The sequence below is a fragment of the Streptomyces sp. NPDC037271 genome (assembly GCF_055603605.1).
The window spans coordinates 49,211-66,416 of sequence record NZ_JBVJVN010000022.1; the positions used below are offsets into that span (position 1 = coordinate 49,211).

The 17,206-nt window shown below is 72.5% G+C and carries 16 protein-coding genes; 9 read left to right on the forward strand and 7 right to left on the reverse strand.

The features are described 5' to 3' along the window. Window positions 1-115: 115 nt before the first annotated feature. Window positions 116-583, reverse strand: a complete 468-nt coding sequence (locus ACZ7G3_RS28225) for an RDD family protein (protein WP_426603142.1) — start codon at window positions 581-583, stop codon at window positions 116-118. 276 nt (window positions 584-859) lie between these two features. On the opposite strand from ACZ7G3_RS28225, the gene glnA reads away from it, so the two are divergent. Together glnA and ACZ7G3_RS28235 are read left to right on the forward strand one after the other, a co-directional pair. Next, complete coding sequence (gene glnA, locus ACZ7G3_RS28230) at window positions 860-2,269, forward strand: type I glutamate--ammonia ligase (protein WP_426603144.1); 1,410 nt, start codon at window positions 860-862, stop codon at window positions 2,267-2,269. 187 nt (window positions 2,270-2,456) lie between these two features. Beyond that, the gene (locus tag ACZ7G3_RS28235; protein ID WP_470928771.1) at window positions 2,457-2,714 is read left to right on the forward strand and encodes an SCO2583/SCO2584 N-terminal domain-containing protein; all 258 of its coding nucleotides are present in this window, start codon (window positions 2,457-2,459) and stop codon (window positions 2,712-2,714) included. 96 nt (window positions 2,715-2,810) lie between these two features. Here the strand turns inward: ACZ7G3_RS28235 and ACZ7G3_RS28240 are convergent, their stop codons facing one another. The 6 genes from ACZ7G3_RS28240 to ACZ7G3_RS28265 form a co-directional block, all read right to left on the reverse strand. Next, window positions 2,811-5,387 carry an ABC transporter permease gene (locus ACZ7G3_RS28240; protein ID WP_470928773.1) on the reverse strand — a complete coding sequence of 859 codons (2,577 nt, stop codon included), beginning with the start codon at window positions 5,385-5,387 and terminating at the stop codon, window positions 2,811-2,813. Continuing rightward, complete coding sequence (locus ACZ7G3_RS28245; RefSeq protein WP_470928872.1) at window positions 5,384-6,088, reverse strand: ABC transporter ATP-binding protein; 705 nt, start codon at window positions 6,086-6,088, stop codon at window positions 5,384-5,386. The genes ACZ7G3_RS28240 and ACZ7G3_RS28245 overlap by 4 nt, the downstream gene beginning before the upstream one ends. Window positions 6,089-6,175: 87 nt before the next feature. Beyond that, window positions 6,176-6,634: a hypothetical protein gene (locus tag ACZ7G3_RS28250; protein WP_470928775.1), complete on the reverse strand. Its 459-nt coding sequence runs from the start codon at window positions 6,632-6,634 to the stop codon at window positions 6,176-6,178. Between the two features lie 170 nt (window positions 6,635-6,804). After that, entirely contained in the window at window positions 6,805-7,479 is a 675-nt protein-coding gene (locus tag ACZ7G3_RS28255) for a response regulator (protein ID WP_470928777.1), read from the reverse strand. Beyond that, window positions 7,479-8,708: a sensor histidine kinase gene (locus tag ACZ7G3_RS28260; protein WP_426603154.1), complete on the reverse strand. Its 1,230-nt coding sequence runs from the start codon at window positions 8,706-8,708 to the stop codon at window positions 7,479-7,481. Before ACZ7G3_RS28260 ends, ACZ7G3_RS28255 begins: the two co-directional genes overlap by 1 nt. A gap of 177 nt (window positions 8,709-8,885) precedes the next feature. Next, window positions 8,886-9,200 (reverse strand): hypothetical protein, encoded by a 315-nt coding sequence (locus ACZ7G3_RS28265; protein WP_426603156.1) that lies wholly within the window; start codon window positions 9,198-9,200, stop codon window positions 8,886-8,888. A 175-nt stretch (window positions 9,201-9,375) separates the two neighbouring features. Between ACZ7G3_RS28265 and ACZ7G3_RS28270 the strand changes: the two genes are divergently transcribed. The 7 genes from ACZ7G3_RS28270 to ACZ7G3_RS28300 all read left to right on the forward strand — a co-directional run bounded on the left by ACZ7G3_RS28270 (window position 9,376) and on the right by ACZ7G3_RS28300 (window position 17,168). After that, window positions 9,376-9,741 carry an arsenate reductase family protein gene (locus tag ACZ7G3_RS28270; RefSeq protein WP_470928779.1) on the forward strand — a complete coding sequence of 122 codons (366 nt, stop codon included), beginning with the start codon at window positions 9,376-9,378 and terminating at the stop codon, window positions 9,739-9,741. A 686-nt stretch (window positions 9,742-10,427) separates the two neighbouring features. After that, window positions 10,428-11,459 (forward strand): glutamine synthetase, encoded by a 1,032-nt coding sequence (glnII, locus tag ACZ7G3_RS28275; protein ID WP_470928781.1) that lies wholly within the window; start codon window positions 10,428-10,430, stop codon window positions 11,457-11,459. 400 nt (window positions 11,460-11,859) lie between these two features. Next, a complete protein-coding gene (locus tag ACZ7G3_RS28280) occupies window positions 11,860-12,486 on the forward strand; it encodes a winged helix-turn-helix domain-containing protein (RefSeq protein ID WP_470928783.1) in 627 nt (208 codons plus the stop codon). 73 nt (window positions 12,487-12,559) lie between these two features. Then, a complete protein-coding gene (locus ACZ7G3_RS28285) occupies window positions 12,560-13,597 on the forward strand; it encodes an SDR family oxidoreductase (RefSeq protein WP_470928785.1) in 1,038 nt (345 codons plus the stop codon). Window positions 13,598-13,648: 51 nt separating this feature from the next. Further along, complete coding sequence (locus ACZ7G3_RS28290; protein WP_470928787.1) at window positions 13,649-14,914, forward strand: sensor histidine kinase; 1,266 nt, start codon at window positions 13,649-13,651, stop codon at window positions 14,912-14,914. Then, the gene (locus ACZ7G3_RS28295; RefSeq protein WP_470928789.1) at window positions 14,899-15,552 is read left to right on the forward strand and encodes a LuxR C-terminal-related transcriptional regulator; all 654 of its coding nucleotides are present in this window, start codon (window positions 14,899-14,901) and stop codon (window positions 15,550-15,552) included. The genes ACZ7G3_RS28290 and ACZ7G3_RS28295 overlap by 16 nt, the downstream gene beginning before the upstream one ends. Window positions 15,553-15,686: 134 nt before the next feature. Then, on the forward strand, window positions 15,687-17,168 hold the full coding sequence (locus tag ACZ7G3_RS28300) for a DUF1996 domain-containing protein (RefSeq protein WP_470928791.1): 1,482 nt from the start codon (window positions 15,687-15,689) through the stop codon (window positions 17,166-17,168). Window positions 17,169-17,206: the final 38 nt, after the last annotated feature.

The window sequence follows — 17,206 nt, forward strand, 5'->3', positions numbered from 1 at the left end:
GCCCGGATCACTCCGGGCGCCCCCATCGTCGTAGGGCTCGCCGTCGTCCCGTCGTGGAGCTCACCGTCGTCCCGTCGCGAAGCTCGCCGCCGTCCCGTCGCGAAGCTCGCCGCCGTCAGATCCGTACTTCCACGGTGCGCGCCAGCCGGTCGTGCAGACCGCGGCCGTCGCGGTCCCAGATCAGCGCCGGGAGGGCGAGGCACAGCAGGACCGAGCGCAGCAGGGCGCGCAGGGGGCTGGGCCGTCCCGTGCCCAGCTCCACCACCCGCAGGCCGAAGAGGCGCTTGCCCGGGGTGAAGCCGACCGTGCCGACGGTCAGCACGCTCAGCACGAAGAAGATCAGCAGGGCCCAGTTGCTGGTCGACTGGCCGTAGCCGTCCGTGATCAGGCCGTATGCGATCAACAGGCACAGGGCCCAGTCGACGGCCAGGGCGCCGATCCGCCTGCCCGGACGGGCGATCGAGCCCGGTCCCTCCTCGGGCAGCCCGAGCTGCTCACCCCGGTATCCGAGATCGGCGCCGGCCCCTTCGATGGCCGCGCGCGGCCCGGAAAGCCACGATCCGATTGCTTGCCTGTTGTCCACCCGTCCACGGTACTGCGCCCGTATATGACCGGTGGACGGAGGGGTGGACGCGGGGGCGGAACGGCCGGACCCAGGGGTCGCGGGTCGGCGGACGACGGGGGTGTGTCGGGTCCGGAAGAGGCCTACGCTGGAACGGAGCCGGTTAACTTCTGCGAAACAAATGGGTCACGCCCGGGAAATCACCCGTCCCTAGGGTCGACGAAGCGTGTGCCACCCGCACTGGCAGCACGAACGATCTACCACCCCGGCGGGACGGTCGGGAGTAGGAGGAGCTGGATGTTCCAGAACGCCGACGACGCCAAGAAGTACATCGCGGACGAGGACGTCAAGTTCGTCGACGTCCGGTTCTGCGACCTGCCGGGCGTCATGCAGCACTTCACGTTGCCCGCCGCGGCGTTCGACCCCGACGACGAGCAGGCCTTCGACGGGTCCTCGATCCGCGGCTTCCAGGCCATCCACGAGTCGGACATGTCCCTGCGCCCCGACCTGTCGACCGCGCGCATCGACCCGTTCCGCCGGGACAAGACCCTCAACATCAACTTCTTCATCCACGACCCGATCACGGGCGAGCAGTACTCCCGCGACCCGCGGAACGTGGCGAAGAAGGCCGAGGCCTACCTGGCCTCCACCGGCATCGCCGACACGGCGTTCTTCGGTCCGGAGGCGGAGTTCTACGTCTTCGACTCCGTCCGCTTCGCCACCAGCGCGAACGAGTCCTTCTACCACATCGACTCCGAGGCCGGCGCCTGGAACACCGGCGCGGTGGAGGACAACCGCGGTTACAAGGTCCGCTACAAGGGCGGCTACTTCCCGGTCCCGCCGGTCGACCACTTCGCCGACCTGCGTGCCGAGATCTCCCTGGAGCTGGAGCGGTCCGGCCTCCAGGTCGAGCGCCAGCATCACGAGGTGGGCACCGCCGGCCAGGCGGAGATCAACTACAAGTTCAACACGCTGCTCGCCGCCGCCGACGACCTCCAGCTCTTCAAGTACATCGTGAAGAACGTGGCCTGGAAGAACGGCAAGACGGCGACCTTCATGCCGAAGCCGATCTTCGGTGACAACGGCTCGGGCATGCACGTCCACCAGTCGCTGTGGTCGGGCGGCGACCCGCTCTTCTACGACGAGCAGGGCTACGCCGGCCTGTCGGACATGGCCCGCTACTACATCGGCGGCATCCTCAAGCACGCCCCGTCGCTGCTGGCCTTCACCAACCCGACGGTGAACTCCTACCACCGCCTGGTGCCGGGCTTCGAGGCGCCGGTGAACCTGGTGTACTCGCAGCGCAACCGCTCGGCCGCGATGCGCATCCCGATCACGGGCTCGAACCCGAAGGCCAAGCGCGTCGAGTTCCGCGCGCCGGACGCCTCCGGCAACCCCTACCTGGCCTTCTCTGCCCTGCTCCTCGCGGGTCTGGACGGCATCAAGAACAAGATCGAGCCGGCCGAGCCGATCGACAAGGACCTCTACGAGCTGGCTCCCGAGGAGCACGCGAACGTGGCGCAGGTCCCGACCTCCCTCGGCGCGGTCCTCGACCGCCTCGAGGCCGACCACGAGTTCCTCCTCCAGGGCGACGTCTTCACGCCGGACCTGATCGAGACGTGGATCGACTTCAAGCGTGCCAACGAGATCGCGCCGCTGCAGCTGCGTCCGCACCCGCACGAGTTCGAGATGTACTTCGACGTGTGACCGACGCCCGGGTCGTCCCGGGCCGTCCGGCGCCCCCGCCTCCCGCTCGTCAGGGAGCGGGGGCGCCGTCATGTGGCTCGTTGGCTCGTTGGCTCGTTGGCCGAAAAGCTTCACACGGGGAACCCGGCCCAGGATCATGTTCACTAACACGGTTGTTCGAGTCAGGGGACGGGGAGAAGGACCGGACATGTCCGAACGGGACGACGAGGAACGCGAGTTCGACATCAAGTGGGCGGACGGGGCCGAGCACAAGGAACCCTCCGCGCGCGCCCGGATGCTCGCCGCGCGCTGGAAGGAGAACCCGCCCGGACCGGTGCCCTTCCGCGCCGATCCCGAGCACGTGGGGTCCGGAGGCCGGTCGTCCTGGGTGTCGACCGCCGTGGTGCTGGGCTGCGTGGCCGCGGTGATCGTCCTCCTCGGCTACATCAACTTCCGGCCGTACTGACCCCGTGCTGATCCCGTACTGACCCCGGCGACGCGGTGTGCCCACCGGGCCCCCGGTGCGCGTACCCGCCCGTCCCTGCCCCGGTGCGCTGTCCGGCTAGTCGGTCTGGGCGACGGCGACCGTCGGTGAGGTCCGGGAGGCGCGGAGGGCGGGCACCATGCCCGCGGCCGCGGTCACCAGGACGAGGGCGGTGAAGACCGTGGCGAGTTCCCCGGCCGGCACGCTGAACGGGGCGTTCGCCTGGGTGACACGGACCACCAGCCAGGAGTACGGCAGGCCGAGGGCCAGACCGAGGATCCCGCCCAGTACGCCGTAGAGCGCGCATTCCACCGTGACCATGCGGTGCACGGCCCGTCCGCCGAGGCCCAGGGCCCGCAGCAGCCCGAACTCGCGCCCCCGCTCGACGACGGTGCAACTCGCCGTGGTCGCGACTCCGGCGACCGCCACCAGGACGGTCAGCCCCAGAAGCATGATCACCGTCGTGGCCGTCGTCCGCAGGTCCTCCGACTCGCCGGCCTGTCCGGCCGAGTCCTCGGCGAGGACTCGGCCGTCGCCGCGCTCCGGGCCGGTCAAGGTGCCGGTGATGGCCCGCTGTGCGCTCGTCCGCCCCTGTGCGCCGTCTTCCGCGGCGTTGGCGGTGACCGCGGTGGGCGCGGCGTCCGCTCCCATCCGGGTGAGATCGGCCGCGCGGACGAAGAACTGACCTCCCCAGGGGCCGGCTCCGGTCAGCGTCGCCGCCACGGTGAGTTCGACGGGGCGGCCCTCGAACGTCAGCGTCACGCGGTCGCCGGCCCGGACACCGAGCCGATGGGCGCGGTCGGCGTCCACGACGACGTGGGCGGGGCCGAGGTCGTCGAGGGAGCCGGTCCGGGTGGTCAGGCGCACGCCGGAGCGGACGGTGCCGAGGTCGAGGTCGGAGACGGTCGCGCTGTGCTCGCCGTCGTCGACCTCCGCGGTGCGGAAGGCGGTCACGTCGGCCAGTCCGGGGCGGGAGGCCAGATCGGCGGCGAGCGACCGGTCCAGCGTCTCGCCGTCTCCCGGGTACAGGCGGAAGTCGGCGGGTGCCGCCACCGCCTGCCGGTTCCGTTCGTAGGCGTCCAGGGAGGCGAGGCAGGTCAGGGTCGAGCCGACCAGGCAGGCGCCGAGGGCCACGACGACCGAGACCGAGGCCGCGCGGCGCGGCGCACCTCCGACGCCCGCCACCGCGAGGCGGCCGGCCGCACCGGTGCGGCGCAGGGGCACGGCGACGGCCGACAGCACCGGCCGGACCGCATGGGGGCCGAGGGCGACCAGGGCCAGGAAGGCCAGCCCGCCCGAGAGCACCACGACGGTCAGCGCCGCGAACCGGTCGTACTCCGTGTCGCCCGGCTGCGGCAGCCCGTCGTACTGCTGCCAGGCGAGGAACGCGGCGCCCGCCGCGCACAGCAGGCCCAGCAGGGTCCGGCCGGTGCCGCTCACCGTGCTCTCCTCGGACGCCGCGGTGCGCAGGGCTTGCAGCGGGGAGACCCGTGAGGCGCTCAGGGACGGGGCCAGGACCGACAGGACCGCCAGGAGACCGGTGCCGAGCACGGTGAGAGCGGCCTCCGTCAGCGGAACCTGGGAGGCGGCGGACAGGTCGTGCCCGAACCGCCCGGCGACCGGAGGGACGAGCTGCCCGCAGCCCCAGGCCGCCACCACACCGGTCGCGCCGGCCAGCAGGCCGACCACCGCCCCCTCGACTACGAGCGCGGCGGCGAGCCGGCGCGGGGTCGCCCCGATGGCGCGCAGCAGCGCCAGCTGGCGTACGCGTCGTGTGAAGACGATGCGGAAGGTGGAGGTCGCGACGAGGACCGCCGCGCCGACGGCGACCGCGAGGAAGACGGTGACCAGGTCCAGGTTGTCCTTCGCCGCCGCCACCGCCGCACGGGCCTCCTCGTCCCGCACCTCGTCCCCCGGCCGCACCTCCGCTCCGGGCACCGCCTGCCGGATCCGCTCGGTCAGCTCCGCGGAAACGGACGCGGAGGACGCGGAGGACGCGGAGGGCGCGGTGTCGGTGCGGATGTCGATGCGGGAGTAGCCCGACGCGCCGAGGATCTTCCGGAGCTGGGGGCCGGGAGCGTACCCGGTGGGCTCCGCACCGTCCGTGGCGGTGCTGCGGACGATGCCGCTGACCTCGACCGTCACCCGTCGGGTGGCTTCGCCGTCGGGCTGCAGCAGGGTGAGCGGCGCTCCCGGGGCGAGATCGTATTCCTCCGCGGCCTGCGTGTTGACGGCGAGCCTGCCCGGGCCGGACGGGTACGTGCCTTCGAGCAGCCGGACTTCCGCCAGGGCGCCGGAGCCCGGGTCCGCGGACAGACCGAGGTAGCGTTCGACGGCGCTGCCGTCCAGCGCGGTGCCGTCCTCGATCCGGCCGACGGCCTCGACGACTCCGGGCGTCTCGCGGATCTCGCGGAGGCGGGACTCGCCGATCTCCACCCCTTCGTCGCCGGGCGTGACCACGATCGACACCGCTTCGGGTGTGCCGCGGAACCTCTCGACGGCGGTCGCGGTGAGGATCTGCTGGGTCATGACGGTCCCGAAGACGACGAACGCCGCGATCAGCAGCGACAGTCCGGTCGCCGCGAACCGTCCGGGCCGTCTCAGGAGTTCCGCGACCTGGGAGCCCAGGACGGTCGCGCGCCACGGTGTCCTCATCGCCGGCTCCTCATGACGTCGGTGGCGAGTGCGCCGGCCCGCCCGGAGGGGGTGGTGTGCTCGTCCTGCACGACGCGCCCGTCCGCGAGGGTCAGCACCCGGTCCGCGTACCGCGCGGCGGCGGGGTCGTGGGTGACCATCACGACCGTCTGGCCGAGGTCGTCGACGGACCGGCGCAGCATGGTGAGGACCTCGGCGCCGGCCCTGGAGTCGAGGTTGCCGGTGGGTTCGTCGGCGAAGACCACGGCCGGCCGGGCCACCAGCGCCCGGGCCACGGCGACGCGTTGCTGCTGGCCCCCGGACAGTTCGGACGGGCGGTGGGACACCCGGTGGGCGATGCCGAGGACGTCGCAGAGGTGGTCCACCAGGGCGCGGTCCGGGCGCCCGCCGGACATGGTGAGGGGCAGCACGATGTTCTCGTAGGCCGTCAGCTGGGGCAGCAGGTTGAACGACTGGAAGATGAACCCGATCCGCTCCCGGCGTACCCGGGTCAGCTGCCGGTCGGACAGTCCGGTGATCTCCGTTCCGTCCAGGACGATGCTGCCGGAGGTGGCGGTGTCGAGTCCGGCGACGCAGTGCATCAGGGTCGACTTGCCCGACCCGGAGGGGCCGACGACGGCGGTGAAGCGGGCGCGCCGGATACCGACGGACACCTCGTCGAGGGCCCGCACCTCGGTGGTGCCCTGACGGTAGGTCTTCACCAGGGCGGTGGCGGTGATGACGTCGTCCGGTGCGTGGCCGCGGGCGGCGGTGTGGACAGCCATGGGGACGGTTCTCGCGAATCCGGGTCAGGAGCCGAGCGGCGGCATGGACAGGGTGACGCCGGAGTCCGAGCAGTGTCCCTGCGCCTCCTCCTGGAGGTTCTTCACGTCCTTCGCGGACGGCGCTTCGGGGGACTTCTTGGCGGTCTCGACCGCCCATCCCTCGTACCGGGAGATCTTGGCTCCGAGGTAGCCGTCCTTCATCTGCGCGCGGCGCTCGTCGCCGGTCTCCTGCCACCACTTCTCCGCCTCCGGCACGGGGCCGGTGGAGATCTTCTCGGCCTCGGTGATGATGCGCTGCGCCAGCCGGCAGTCCTCGGCGGAGGCCTGGCTGAGCTCGTCGCGGTCCTGCCACCAGTAGCCCGCCCCGGCGGCCAGGCCCGCGACGATCACGGCCGTGGCCGCGCCGATGACGAGGCGGTTCCGCCTGCGGTTCTGCTGGGCGGGCGCGGTGGGGGTGGCGGGGGTGCTGGGGGTGGTGTTCATCGGGTCCTCCGGTGTCTTCTCGGCCGCGTTCGGCGACAGTGAGAAGTCTGGAGTTCGGCGGCCCGCCGGACATCGGCCACGGACCCGAGATCCCGGGCGGCGGATCTGACACGCCGGACGGGGTGCTTCCTGCACCCCCGGGGGCAGAACCCGGGGGCGCTTCCGCACCCTCAGGGGGAGGGACGGACCAGCCCGGACTGATAGGCGAACACGACGGCCTGGGCGCGGTCCCGCAGGTGCAGTTTCGCCATGAGGTTGCCCAGGTGCGTCTTCACCGTGGCCTCCGCGACGTACAGGTCCGCCGCGATCTCGGCGTTGGACAGTCCCCCGGCGACCAGGGTGAGCACGTCCCGCTCGCGCGCGGTGAGGACGTCCAGCCGTTCGGCCTGTCCGTTCGCCGGTGCCAGCCGGTCCGAGACCCGGTCGAGGAGCAGCCGGGTGATGCGCGGCGCCACCACCGACTCCCCCGCGGCCAGGACCCGGATGGCGTTCACGACCTCCGTGGCGGGGGCGTTCTTCAGCAGGAATCCGCCGGCTCCGGCGCGCAGCGCCGCGAACGCGTCCTCGTCGTTGTCGAAGGTGGTCAGCACCAGCACCCCGGGCGGATCGTCCCGCAGCATCAGCTGCTCCGTGGCCTGGATGCCGTCCATGACGGGCATGCGGATGTCCATGATGACGACGTCCGCCTCGACCTTCCGCAGCAGGTCGAGGGCGTCCGCGCCGTTCTCCGCCTCACCGACGACCTCGATGTCGTCCTGGCCGGCCAGCACCATGGCGAACCCGGCCCGGATCAGCGGCTGGTCGTCCACCACGGCCACCCGGATCGGCCTGTCTGCCTGTGTCATCACTTCGTCCTTGTCGGAATCGAGGCACGTACGTGCCATCCGCTGCCGAGCCGGGGGCCGGCCTCGAAGCTGCCCCCGGCGAGTTCCACCCGCTCCCGCATACCCACCAGTCCGTTCCCTCCGGAGCCCCCGACGCCGCGGCCGGCGAGGGTGCCCCCTCCGTCGTCGACCACGCTGATCAGCAGGGTGCCCTGCTCCTCATGGAGCCTGATGTCGACCCCGGCCCCGGCTCCGGCGTGGCGGAGCACGTTCGTGAGGCACTCCTGGACGATGCGGAAGGCCGTCATCTCCTCCGCCGGCGCCAGCCGTCCCTCACCGACCTCGATCGACACGTCCACGGTCAGCCCGGCGGCCTGTGCGCGTTCGGCGACGACCTTGATCTCGTCGAGGGTGATCAGACGCCGTGGGGGGCCGCTGTCGGCGGAGTCCTGGTTTCCCTCGCGCAGCACCCGGACGATGCGGTGCATGTCGTCGATCGCGTCCCGGCCCGTGGCGGCGATCGTCCTGAGCGCGGACTGGGCCGTGTCCGGCGACTTCCGCAGCACGGACTCGGCGCCGTCGGCCTGGAGGATCATCACGGCCAGGCTGTGCGCCACCACGTCGTGCAGTTCCCGGGCGATGTCGGCCCGCTCCCGGGCCGCGGCCAGCCGGACGCGCTGCTCCTGTTCCCGCTGGACGTGCAGGGCGCGGTCCGCCTGGCTCTCGGCGTAGAGCCGCCGCGTGTGCAGGGAGAAGGCCGTCAGCCAGACCGTCAGCGTCAGTCCCCAGAAGGTCAGCAGCGTCCCGAGATCGGCGAACGGCTCGATCCCCAGGGGCGGCATGCCCACCGTTCCGGCCAGCGGGCCCAGCAGCACCGCGGCGCCCGCGAGATACGGCATCCAGGTGGTCCGGGAATGGTGGACGACCGACATCATGGCGAACAGCACGGCCACGTTGTACGCGGCGGGCGACGACGCCAGCGGGATGTCGGGCGCGTCGTCCAGGGCGAACTGGACGACGGTCAGCGACAGGACGGCCACCATCACCGTGCCGGGGAACCGTCTGCGGGCCAGCAGGCACAGTCCCATCAGCGAGCCCAGGACCAGGTCGTACTCCTCGCCGTACTGGCTCGCCGCCACCCAGACCCCCAGCGCCATGGCGATGTCGCCGGCCCGGGCGACGGCGCGGCCGTACCGGCCGGACAGCGTCATCCACGACGACGGGACCGGGACCGTCCTCTCCTCAGTCAACCGTCGTACCTTTCTCCTCCGGCAGGGGCGCGACCGCGCGACGTCGGCACAAGTGCCGCCGGGACGCCGGGACTTCGCGTCGAGGACGGTGCCCTCACCCGCCCATACTGCCTCAGCGCGCGGCACAGCGGTGCCGGGCGCCTCACGCACGGAGGCCGCCCGGCACCGGTGGTGGACTCAGCGGTTGTAGCGCAAGAACGCGCGCACCATGTGGCACGTGGTGTCCGACGGCGGGTGGACGCCGATCAGTTCCGCCGTGGCGCGGATCTTCTCGTTGCGGGCCTGGCCGGGCAGGTAGACGCCGGAGTCGAGCAGGGCGATGGCGAGCCGCATCGCCTTGAGCCGGCGGTTGTGCGTGACGTACCACTCGCGGGGGCGGCCCGCCGGCAGCGGACGCTTCACCACCGGTTCGTACGGCAGGTCGAGCAGGACGGGCCGCTTGGCGGTGGACTGGGTGGGCAACGGCTTCTGCTTCAGTGCGGCAGCGGGCACGGGCATCCTCCTGTCGCGGTCAGGGCGCCGTCCGGACTCCCCGGCGACACCCTCGAACACTGCTTCCATTTTACCGCCCACCACTGACAAAAGGCCCTGGCCACAAGGGGTTTCGGGGCGCCCGTGACGTGCGGGGCGAACGGGTTTCCGCGCCCCTCGGGCTACCGTGTGCGGCATGGAGATCTGGATCAACCCGGCCTGTTCGAAGTGCCGCAGCGCGGTCAGTCTGCTCGACGCCGAGGGCGCCGACTACACGGTCCGCCGCTACCTGGAGGACGTACCGGGCGAGGACGAGATCCGCGAGGTGCTCACCCGCCTCGGCCTCGAACCGTGGGACATCACCCGCACCCAGGAGGCCGCCGCCGAGGAGCTGGGTCTGAAGGACTGGCCCCGTGACGAGGCGACACGGGGCCGCTGGGTCACGGCGCTCGCCGAGCACCCGGAACTCATCCAGCGCCCCATCATCACGGCGGACGACGGAACGGCCGTCGTGGGCCGCACCGACGAGGCGGTCCGGGACGCCCTGTCCCGTCAGGAGTGACGTCCGGCGGCTGATGACCGTACGGGTCGTCCGTCCGGTGTGTCCCGCCGACGTCCGCGCGCCGACCGCGCTCGTGGACGCGTCGCGGGCGGGTGAGGGGACGACCGCCGGGCGGGCGAGGGGACGACACGACCGCCGGGCGGCCGGACGCCGCCCCCGGGCCGGACTCGGCGGGGGCGACGCCCCTGGCCGACCGGCCGCCGGAACACGCGGGCCACGTGCGGGGGCGGGCGCGCGACGAGCGGGACCGGCGCAGAGCCACCGCGGAGGCGGACGAGCGGGACCGGCGCAGAGCCACCACGGAGGCGGACGAGCGGGATCAGCGCAGAGCCACCGTGAGAGCGCGGGACGGCCGCCCCCGGCAGGTCCCGCACCGGGCGGTCGCGGGCGGCGGCGGGCGCGAACCGGGCAGGCGGTGGAGCCGTTGCGAGGGGGGGGACGACGAGCGGGAGTTGCAGGCAATCGGCTCGCTCCCGGCCGGCGTGCGGGAGGGGGCGGCCGGGGACGGGCGGGAGCCGTGAGAGACGCGCCACACCGACGCCAGGTAACACGGGGTTCACATACGGGCAACGGACGGGAAATCGCCTGTTGGCACGCTGCGGGACAGTAGACGCGACGCCCCGGTTCCGCCCCGGCGCCGCAGCACCCGCAAGTGCGCCCAGACCCACCCCGAAGGATGTGTCCCCGTGACCTTCAAGGCCGAGTACATCTGGATCGACGGCACCGAGCCGACGGCCAAGCTCCGTTCCAAGACGAAGATCATCACGGACGCTCCCGCCGGCCTGGACGCCCTGCCGGTCTGGGGCTTCGACGGATCCTCCACCAACCAGGCCGAGGGCAGCTCCTCGGACTGCGTGCTCAAGCCGGTCTTCTCCTGCCCCGACCCGATCCGCGGCGGTGACGACATCCTGGTGCTGTGCGAGGTCCTGGACACGGACATGACCCCGCACCCGTCCAACACCCGCGCCGCGCTGGCCGAGCTCTCCGAGCGCTTCGCCGCGCAGGAGCCGATCTTCGGCATCGAGCAGGAGTACACCTTCTTCAAGGGCGCCCGCCCGCTCGGCTTCCCCGAGGGCGGCTTCCCGGCCGCGCAGGGCGGCTACTACTGCGGTGTCGGCTCGGACGAGATCTTCGGCCGCGATGTCGTCGAGGCCCACCTGGACAACTGCCTGAAGGCCGGCCTCGGCATCTCCGGCATCAACGCCGAGGTCATGCCCGGCCAGTGGGAGTTCCAGGTCGGCCCGCTGGCTCCGCTGGAGGTCTCCGACCAGCTGTGGGTGGCCCGCTGGCTGCTCTACCGCACCGCCGAGGACTTCGGCGTCTCCGCCACCCTGGACCCCAAGCCGGTCAAGGGCGACTGGAACGGCGCGGGCGCGCACACCAACTTCTCCACCAAGGCGATGCGCGAGGGTTACGACGCGATCATCACCGCCTGCGAGTCGCTCGGTGAGGGCTCCAAGCCGATGGACCACGTCAAGAACTACGGCGCCGGCATCGACGACCGCCTGACCGGCCTGCACGAGACCGCCCCGTGGAACGAGTACTCCTACGGCGTCTCCGACCGCGGCGCATCGGTCCGCATCCCGTGGCAGGTCGAGAAGGACGGCAAGGGCTACATCGAGGACCGCCGTCCGAACGCCAACGTCGACCCGTACGTGGTGACCCGCCTGCTCGTGGACACCTGCTGCTCCGCGCTGGAGAAGGCCGGCCAGGTCTGACCGGCCTACCGGCTCGCGTACGGGGGCGTCCACCACGACGGTGGGCGCCCCCGCGCGCTGCCACGGAGCGGGCACGGCGCCGGCTTCGGACCTCTGCGGCGTCCACGCAGTGAGAGGAGCCTCCTCTCCCACGCCTCCGTCTGCTTCAATGGGCCCATGGTCGGCTTCCGGAAGTACGCGGCGACGCGTCGCCATGACCTCGAGCCCTTCTGGCCCTCCCGTCAGCACGACGACTTCGACCGGGTGTGTTGCCGCGCGACGACCGCGCCGGCCCGTTAGAAAGCCGCACCCCGGGCCTTCCGCCGGCGCGCACGACGTACGTCCACGCGACGCGCCCGACCACCACCTCGCGCCCGTCGCCCCTTCCGACGAACCTCTCGCGCGAAAGAGCTGACGTCTCATGGCGACCACCCGTTCCCTGTCCACCGTTCCCCTCGGCTCCCCCGCCTCCGCCACCGCCCCGCCCGCCGCCGGCGACCCCCGGCACCGGCTGCGTGCCGTCGACCGGGACGAGGCGGCGCACGTCGCGGACCTGCTGCCGCCCGGCGCCACCTGGCTGCCCGCTCCCCCGCACACCCTGCCCGAGCTGCCCGGCCGGCCACCGATGGTCGGCTACCTGGTGCTGGTCCCGGCCGACCGGCACCAGCCGCCGTTCCCACCGGCGGGTGCGGACGGCACGCCACCGAAGGACACCGGGGACGGCACCGACACCCGGCACGGCGGCCAGGGCGGCGACCCGCTCGTCCTCATCGACACCGCGCGCCGCACCGCCGCGGTGGACGGCCGCGAACTCGACCTGACCTACCTGGAGTTCGAACTGCTCGCCCATCTCGTCGCGCATCCGCACCGCGTACACACCCGCGACCGGCTGGTCAGCACCGTGTGGGGGTACGGCCACGTGGGCGACGGCCGCACCGTCGACGTGCACATCGCCCGGCTGCGCCGGAAGCTCGGTACCGAGCACCGCCGGACGATCCAGACCGTCCGGCGCGTCGGCTACAAGTACACGCCGCCGACCGGACGGTGAGACCCCGCCGCCGGTCTCTGCCGACGGCAGACACCCCTTCCCCCGGGCTCCCGCACCGGGCACCGTGATCCGCATGAGGCTACTGGTGCTGGGCGGTACGGAGTTCGTGGGGCGGGCCGTGGTGGAGGCGGCGCTCGGACGCGGCTGGGAGGTGACCGTCCTCCACCGCGGGCGGCACGCGCCGCCGCCCGGGGCGCGGGCGCTGCACGGCGACCGCACCGCACCCGACGGGCTCACCGCCCTGGCCGACGGCACGTGGGACGCCGTCGTCGACACCTGGTCGGCGGCGCCCCGCGTCGTGCGGGACGCGGCGCGGCTGCTGCGGGGCCGCGCCGGCCGGTACGTGTACGTGTCGAGCTGCTCGGTGTACGCCTGGGCCCCGCCCGCCGGGTACACCGAGGACGCACCGCTCGTCGAGGGCGCCGCGGCGGACGCCGGGCGGACCGACTACGCGCGGGACAAGCGGGGCGCCGAACTGGCCGTGCTGGACGCCTTCGGGGCGGACCGCTCGGTGCTCGCCCGGTCCGGGCTGATCCTCGGCCCGTACGAGAACATCGGGCGGCTGCCGTGGTGGCTGAACCGCGTCGCGCGCGGCGGCCCGGTGCTCGCGCCGGGCCCGCGGGACCTGCCCCTCCAGTACGTCGACGTCCGCGACCTCGCCGACTGGATCCTCACAGCGGTGGAACGGGAGCTGAGCGGCCCGTACAACCTGGCCTCGCCGCCGGGGCACGCCACGATGGGCACCCTGCTCGACGCCTGCGTCACCGCCACGGGCGGCCCGGCGGAGCTGCGCTGGACGGCCCCCGGCACCGTCCTCGGCGCCGGCGTCGAGCCCTGGACGCAGCTGCCGGTGTGGACTCCACCGGGCAGCGACCTGCACGACGCCCTGCACCGCGCGGACGTCTCCCGGGCCCTGGCGACGGGCCTGAGCTGCCGCCCGGTGGGCGACACCGTCACCGCCACCTGGTCCTGGCTGCGGGGCCTCGGCGGCACCGCGCCGCAGCGCCCGGACCGGCCGCCGGTCGGGCTGGACCCCGAGACGGAGGCGGCGGTCCTCGCCGCCGCCGACGGGGAGGGATCCGGCGGTGGTGTACCTGGCACCACCCCCTGACCGGGGGCTCGGCCCCGTGACCCGTGCCGACGCCTCGGCGAGACTGACGGCATGGACATCGAGACGCAGAGCGGCAACGGGCGGACACGGACGCGGACCATGGCACTGTCTGCCGTGCGGGGACTGGCGCTGGCGCTGATATCCCTGCCCGGCGCGGTGCTGTGCTTCTGCCTGACCCTCGTGTCCATCGCACTCGTCCCGATCGGGATCGGCCTCGTCACCACACCGTGGGTGCTGACGGGCGTGCGGATGTTCGCGGACTGGCGGCGGCTGCTCGCCGCCGAGTGGGGCGGGGTGCGGATCCAGCGGACGTACCGGCCGCTGCCCGCGAACACCAATCCCTGGGGACGCACCTTCGGAATGCTCGGTGACCCAGCGACCTGGCGGGACTTCCTGTGGCTGCCGGTCGACATGACGGCCGGTTTCGTCACCGCGCTGCTGCCCCTCGCGCTGACGCTGTACCCGCTGGAAGGCTTCGCGATCGCGGCCGGGCTGTGGCGGGTCTGGTCCGACACCTACTGGTACGGCTTCGTCCCCGTCACCGACCAGACCACGGCGCTCTACGCCGCCGCACTGGGCGCCGTTCTCCTCGTCGCCGCGTACTGGCTCACCCCGCTCCTGCTGCGCGCCCACTTCCGGCTCACCGGCGCGGTCCTCGGCTCCGGCCAGGAGGAACTCGCCGAGCGGGTGCGCGTCCTGACCGAGACCCGCCGGGACGCCGTCGACACCTCCGCCGCCGAACTGCGCCGCATCGAGCGGGACCTGCACGACGGGGCGCAGGCCCGGCTGGTCGCCATGGGCATGGACCTGGGGACCATCGAGGCGCTGCTGGAGAAGGACCCGGCGAAGGCCCGGGAGCTCCTCGCGCAGGCCCGCCGGTCCTCCGCCGACGCGCTGACCGAACTGCGCGAGCTGGTGCGCGGCATCCACCCGCCGGTGCTCGCCGAACGCGGCCTCGGGGACGCCGTACGGGCCCTGGCGCTGCGGCTGCCCGTCGCCGTCGAGGCCGACGTGGACCTGCCCGGCCGCGCGGAGGCCCCCGTGGAGTCGGCCGGGTACTTCGCGGTCAGCGAGATCCTCACCAACGCCGTGAAGCACTCCGGCGCCGACCGGATCTGGATCGACATCCACCACTCCGCGGGGCAGCTGCGCATCGCCGTCACCGACAACGGCAAGGGCGGCGCGGTGATCGGGGCGGGGTCGGGCCTGGCCGGGGTGGAGCGGCGACTCGGTACATTCGACGGCGTCCTGGCCGTCAGTTCGCCCGCGGGCGGCCCCACCATGGTCACCATGGAGATCCCTTGCGCGTTGTCCTAGCCGAAGACCTGTTCCTGCTGCGCGACGGGCTGGTCCGGCTCCTTGAGGCCCACGACTTCGAGATCGCCGCCGCCGTCGAGACGGGCCCCGAGCTGTCCCGGGCGCTGGCCGACCTGAAGCCGGACGTCGCCGTCGTCGACGTACGCCTGCCGCCCACGCTCACCGACGAGGGCCTGCAGTGCGCGCTTCAGGCCCGCCGCGAGCGGCCGGGGCTGCCGGTGCTGGTCCTGTCCCAGCACGTGGAGCAGCTGTACGCGCGGGAGTTGCTCGCCGACGGCAACGGCGGGGTGGGGTACCTGCTCAAGGACCGGGTGTTCGACGCGGAGCAGTTCGTGGACGCCGTACGGCGGGTGGCGGCGGGCGGTACGGCGATGGACCCGCAGGTCATCCAGCAGCTCCTCAGCCGGCGTGCGGCGGAGGACCGGCCGCTGGAGCGGCTCACCCCCCGGGAGCTGGAGGTGCTGGAGCTGATGGCGCAGGGAAGGACCAACGCGGCGATCGCCGGCCGGCTCGTCGTCACCGAGCGGGCGATCGCGAAACACACGGCGAACATCTTCGCCAAGCTGAGCCTCCAGGTCTCGGACGACGACAACCGCCGTGTGCTGGCGGTCCTGGCGTATCTGGACCGCGGCCGCTGACCTCACCCTCCTCACCGGCCCCGGCAATTCCCGAGACGGCTGAACACCCGTGGGACGGCCCCCGTATGGAAGGGAGCCGCTTCACTCCTGTCGGGCGCCCTCGATGCCCCGCAAGGAAGTCAAAGAGGAGTTCCATGGGACGCAACACGAGAAAACGCCGTACGCCGCTGGCCGCCAAGGTCGTCGCCGGGGCGGCGGCCCTGGCGGTCGGCGGAGGCGGGCTGGTCTGGGCGAACTTCCACGCCTCGGCGCACGAGGAGAGCCCGGCACACCACCGGACGAGGTCCGCCGCCGTGCGGGTCGCGACGATCGACTGCCCCGACGTCGGCCAGCGGATCCGTGACGTGCCGGACCGGGCGCGCGGGGAGGTCGACGGCGAACTCGCCACGATGGACAGCCAGATCACCGAGGCCTACAAGCGCCTCGCCACCACGCGCCGCGCCCAGGCCGGTGACTCGCGGTACGTCCAGAACGCCGTTCTCGGCCCGCTCGAGGACCGCCGGAAGGCGGTCATCGACCGGATCCAGCTGCAGATCAACCGGGCCGGCGGCAAGGCCGACGACAACCTGGACGAACTGGCCCAGTGCCAGGGCCGGCCCGCGGAGCAGCCGCAGGACGGCGACGGCCAGGACGGCGACGGGCAGGACCAGGACGGCGACGGGCAGAACCAGGACGACAACGGCAACGGCGTCGCGGGCCCGGTGGCCGACGACTTCATCGACATCGACGACGTCGAGCCGGGCTCCCGCAACAGCCGCAACGGCCTGGCCGCCGACGGCGACGGCGGGTCCACGGGCAGCTTCACCACGGACTGCGGTGTCAACGAGAACGACCTGTTCAACAGCGACAACCTGATCGCCGCCCCGGGCGTCGACAACGGCGCGCACCACGTGCACGACTACGTGGGCAACCAGGACAACGACGCCTTCTCCAGCGACGAGGACCTGGCGAACGCCGACACGTCGTGCCGGAACCAGGGCGACAGGTCCACCTACTACTGGCCGGTGCTGCGCCTCCAGGACGGTACCGAGGAGTTCGACGCGAACGACCTGGGCGGCGGCGCCGACGGCAACGTCGGCAGGATCCTGCAACCGGCCCAGACCGAGCTGAGGTTCGTCGGCAACCAGCAGAGCGACGTGGTGGCGATGCCGAAGTTCCTGCGCGTCATCACCGGGGACGCCAAGTCCTTCACCAACGGCGACGCGAACGCCAACAGTTCGTGGAGCTGCACCGGCTTCGAGGACCGGCAGGTCACCGACAAGTACCCGATCTGCCCCGAGGGCAGCCAGGTGGTGCGCACGGCCAACTTCCAGAGCTGCTGGGACGGCCAGAACATAGACAGCGCCAACCACCGGGACCACGTGGCGTTCGTCCAGGAGGACGGCAGCTGTGCGAACGGCTTCCGGGCCATCCCGCAGCTCCAGGTCCGCCTGGTGTACGACATCCCCGCCCCGGCCGTCGAGAACGGCGAGGTGCGCAACCCGTACGCCGTGGACAGCTTCCCGGAGCAGCTGCACAAGCCGATCACCGATCACAACGACTTCATCAACGTCATGGACGAGGACCTGATGAACGAGGTGGTCGACTGCATCAACAGCGGTGAGGACTGCGAGTAGTCCTCCCGAGGCCCGGCCGAGGGGGGGGCCGGTGGCGG

Excerpts from the sequence above, each read along its gene's own strand:
- ACZ7G3_RS28290 (WP_470928787.1), top strand. The coding sequence starts at position 13,649 with ATGGACATCGAGACGCAGAGCGGCAACGGGCGGACACGGACGCGGACC.
- ACZ7G3_RS28240 (WP_470928773.1), bottom strand. The coding sequence starts at position 5,387 with ATGAGGACACCGTGGCGCGCGACCGTCCTGGGCTCCCAGGTCGCGGAA.
- ACZ7G3_RS28255 (WP_470928777.1), bottom strand. The coding sequence starts at position 7,479 with ATGACACAGGCAGACAGGCCGATCCGGGTGGCCGTGGTGGACGACCAG.
- ACZ7G3_RS28235 (WP_470928771.1), top strand. The coding sequence starts at position 2,457 with ATGTCCGAACGGGACGACGAGGAACGCGAGTTCGACATCAAGTGGGCG.
- glnA (WP_426603144.1), top strand. The coding sequence starts at position 860 with ATGTTCCAGAACGCCGACGACGCCAAGAAGTACATCGCGGACGAGGAC.
- ACZ7G3_RS28300 (WP_470928791.1), top strand. The coding sequence starts at position 15,687 with ATGGGACGCAACACGAGAAAACGCCGTACGCCGCTGGCCGCCAAGGTC.
- ACZ7G3_RS28280 (WP_470928783.1), top strand. The coding sequence starts at position 11,860 with ATGGCGACCACCCGTTCCCTGTCCACCGTTCCCCTCGGCTCCCCCGCC.
- ACZ7G3_RS28270 (WP_470928779.1), top strand. The coding sequence starts at position 9,376 with ATGGAGATCTGGATCAACCCGGCCTGTTCGAAGTGCCGCAGCGCGGTC.
- ACZ7G3_RS28250 (WP_470928775.1), bottom strand. The coding sequence starts at position 6,634 with ATGAACACCACCCCCAGCACCCCCGCCACCCCCACCGCGCCCGCCCAG.
- ACZ7G3_RS28285 (WP_470928785.1), top strand. The coding sequence starts at position 12,560 with ATGAGGCTACTGGTGCTGGGCGGTACGGAGTTCGTGGGGCGGGCCGTG.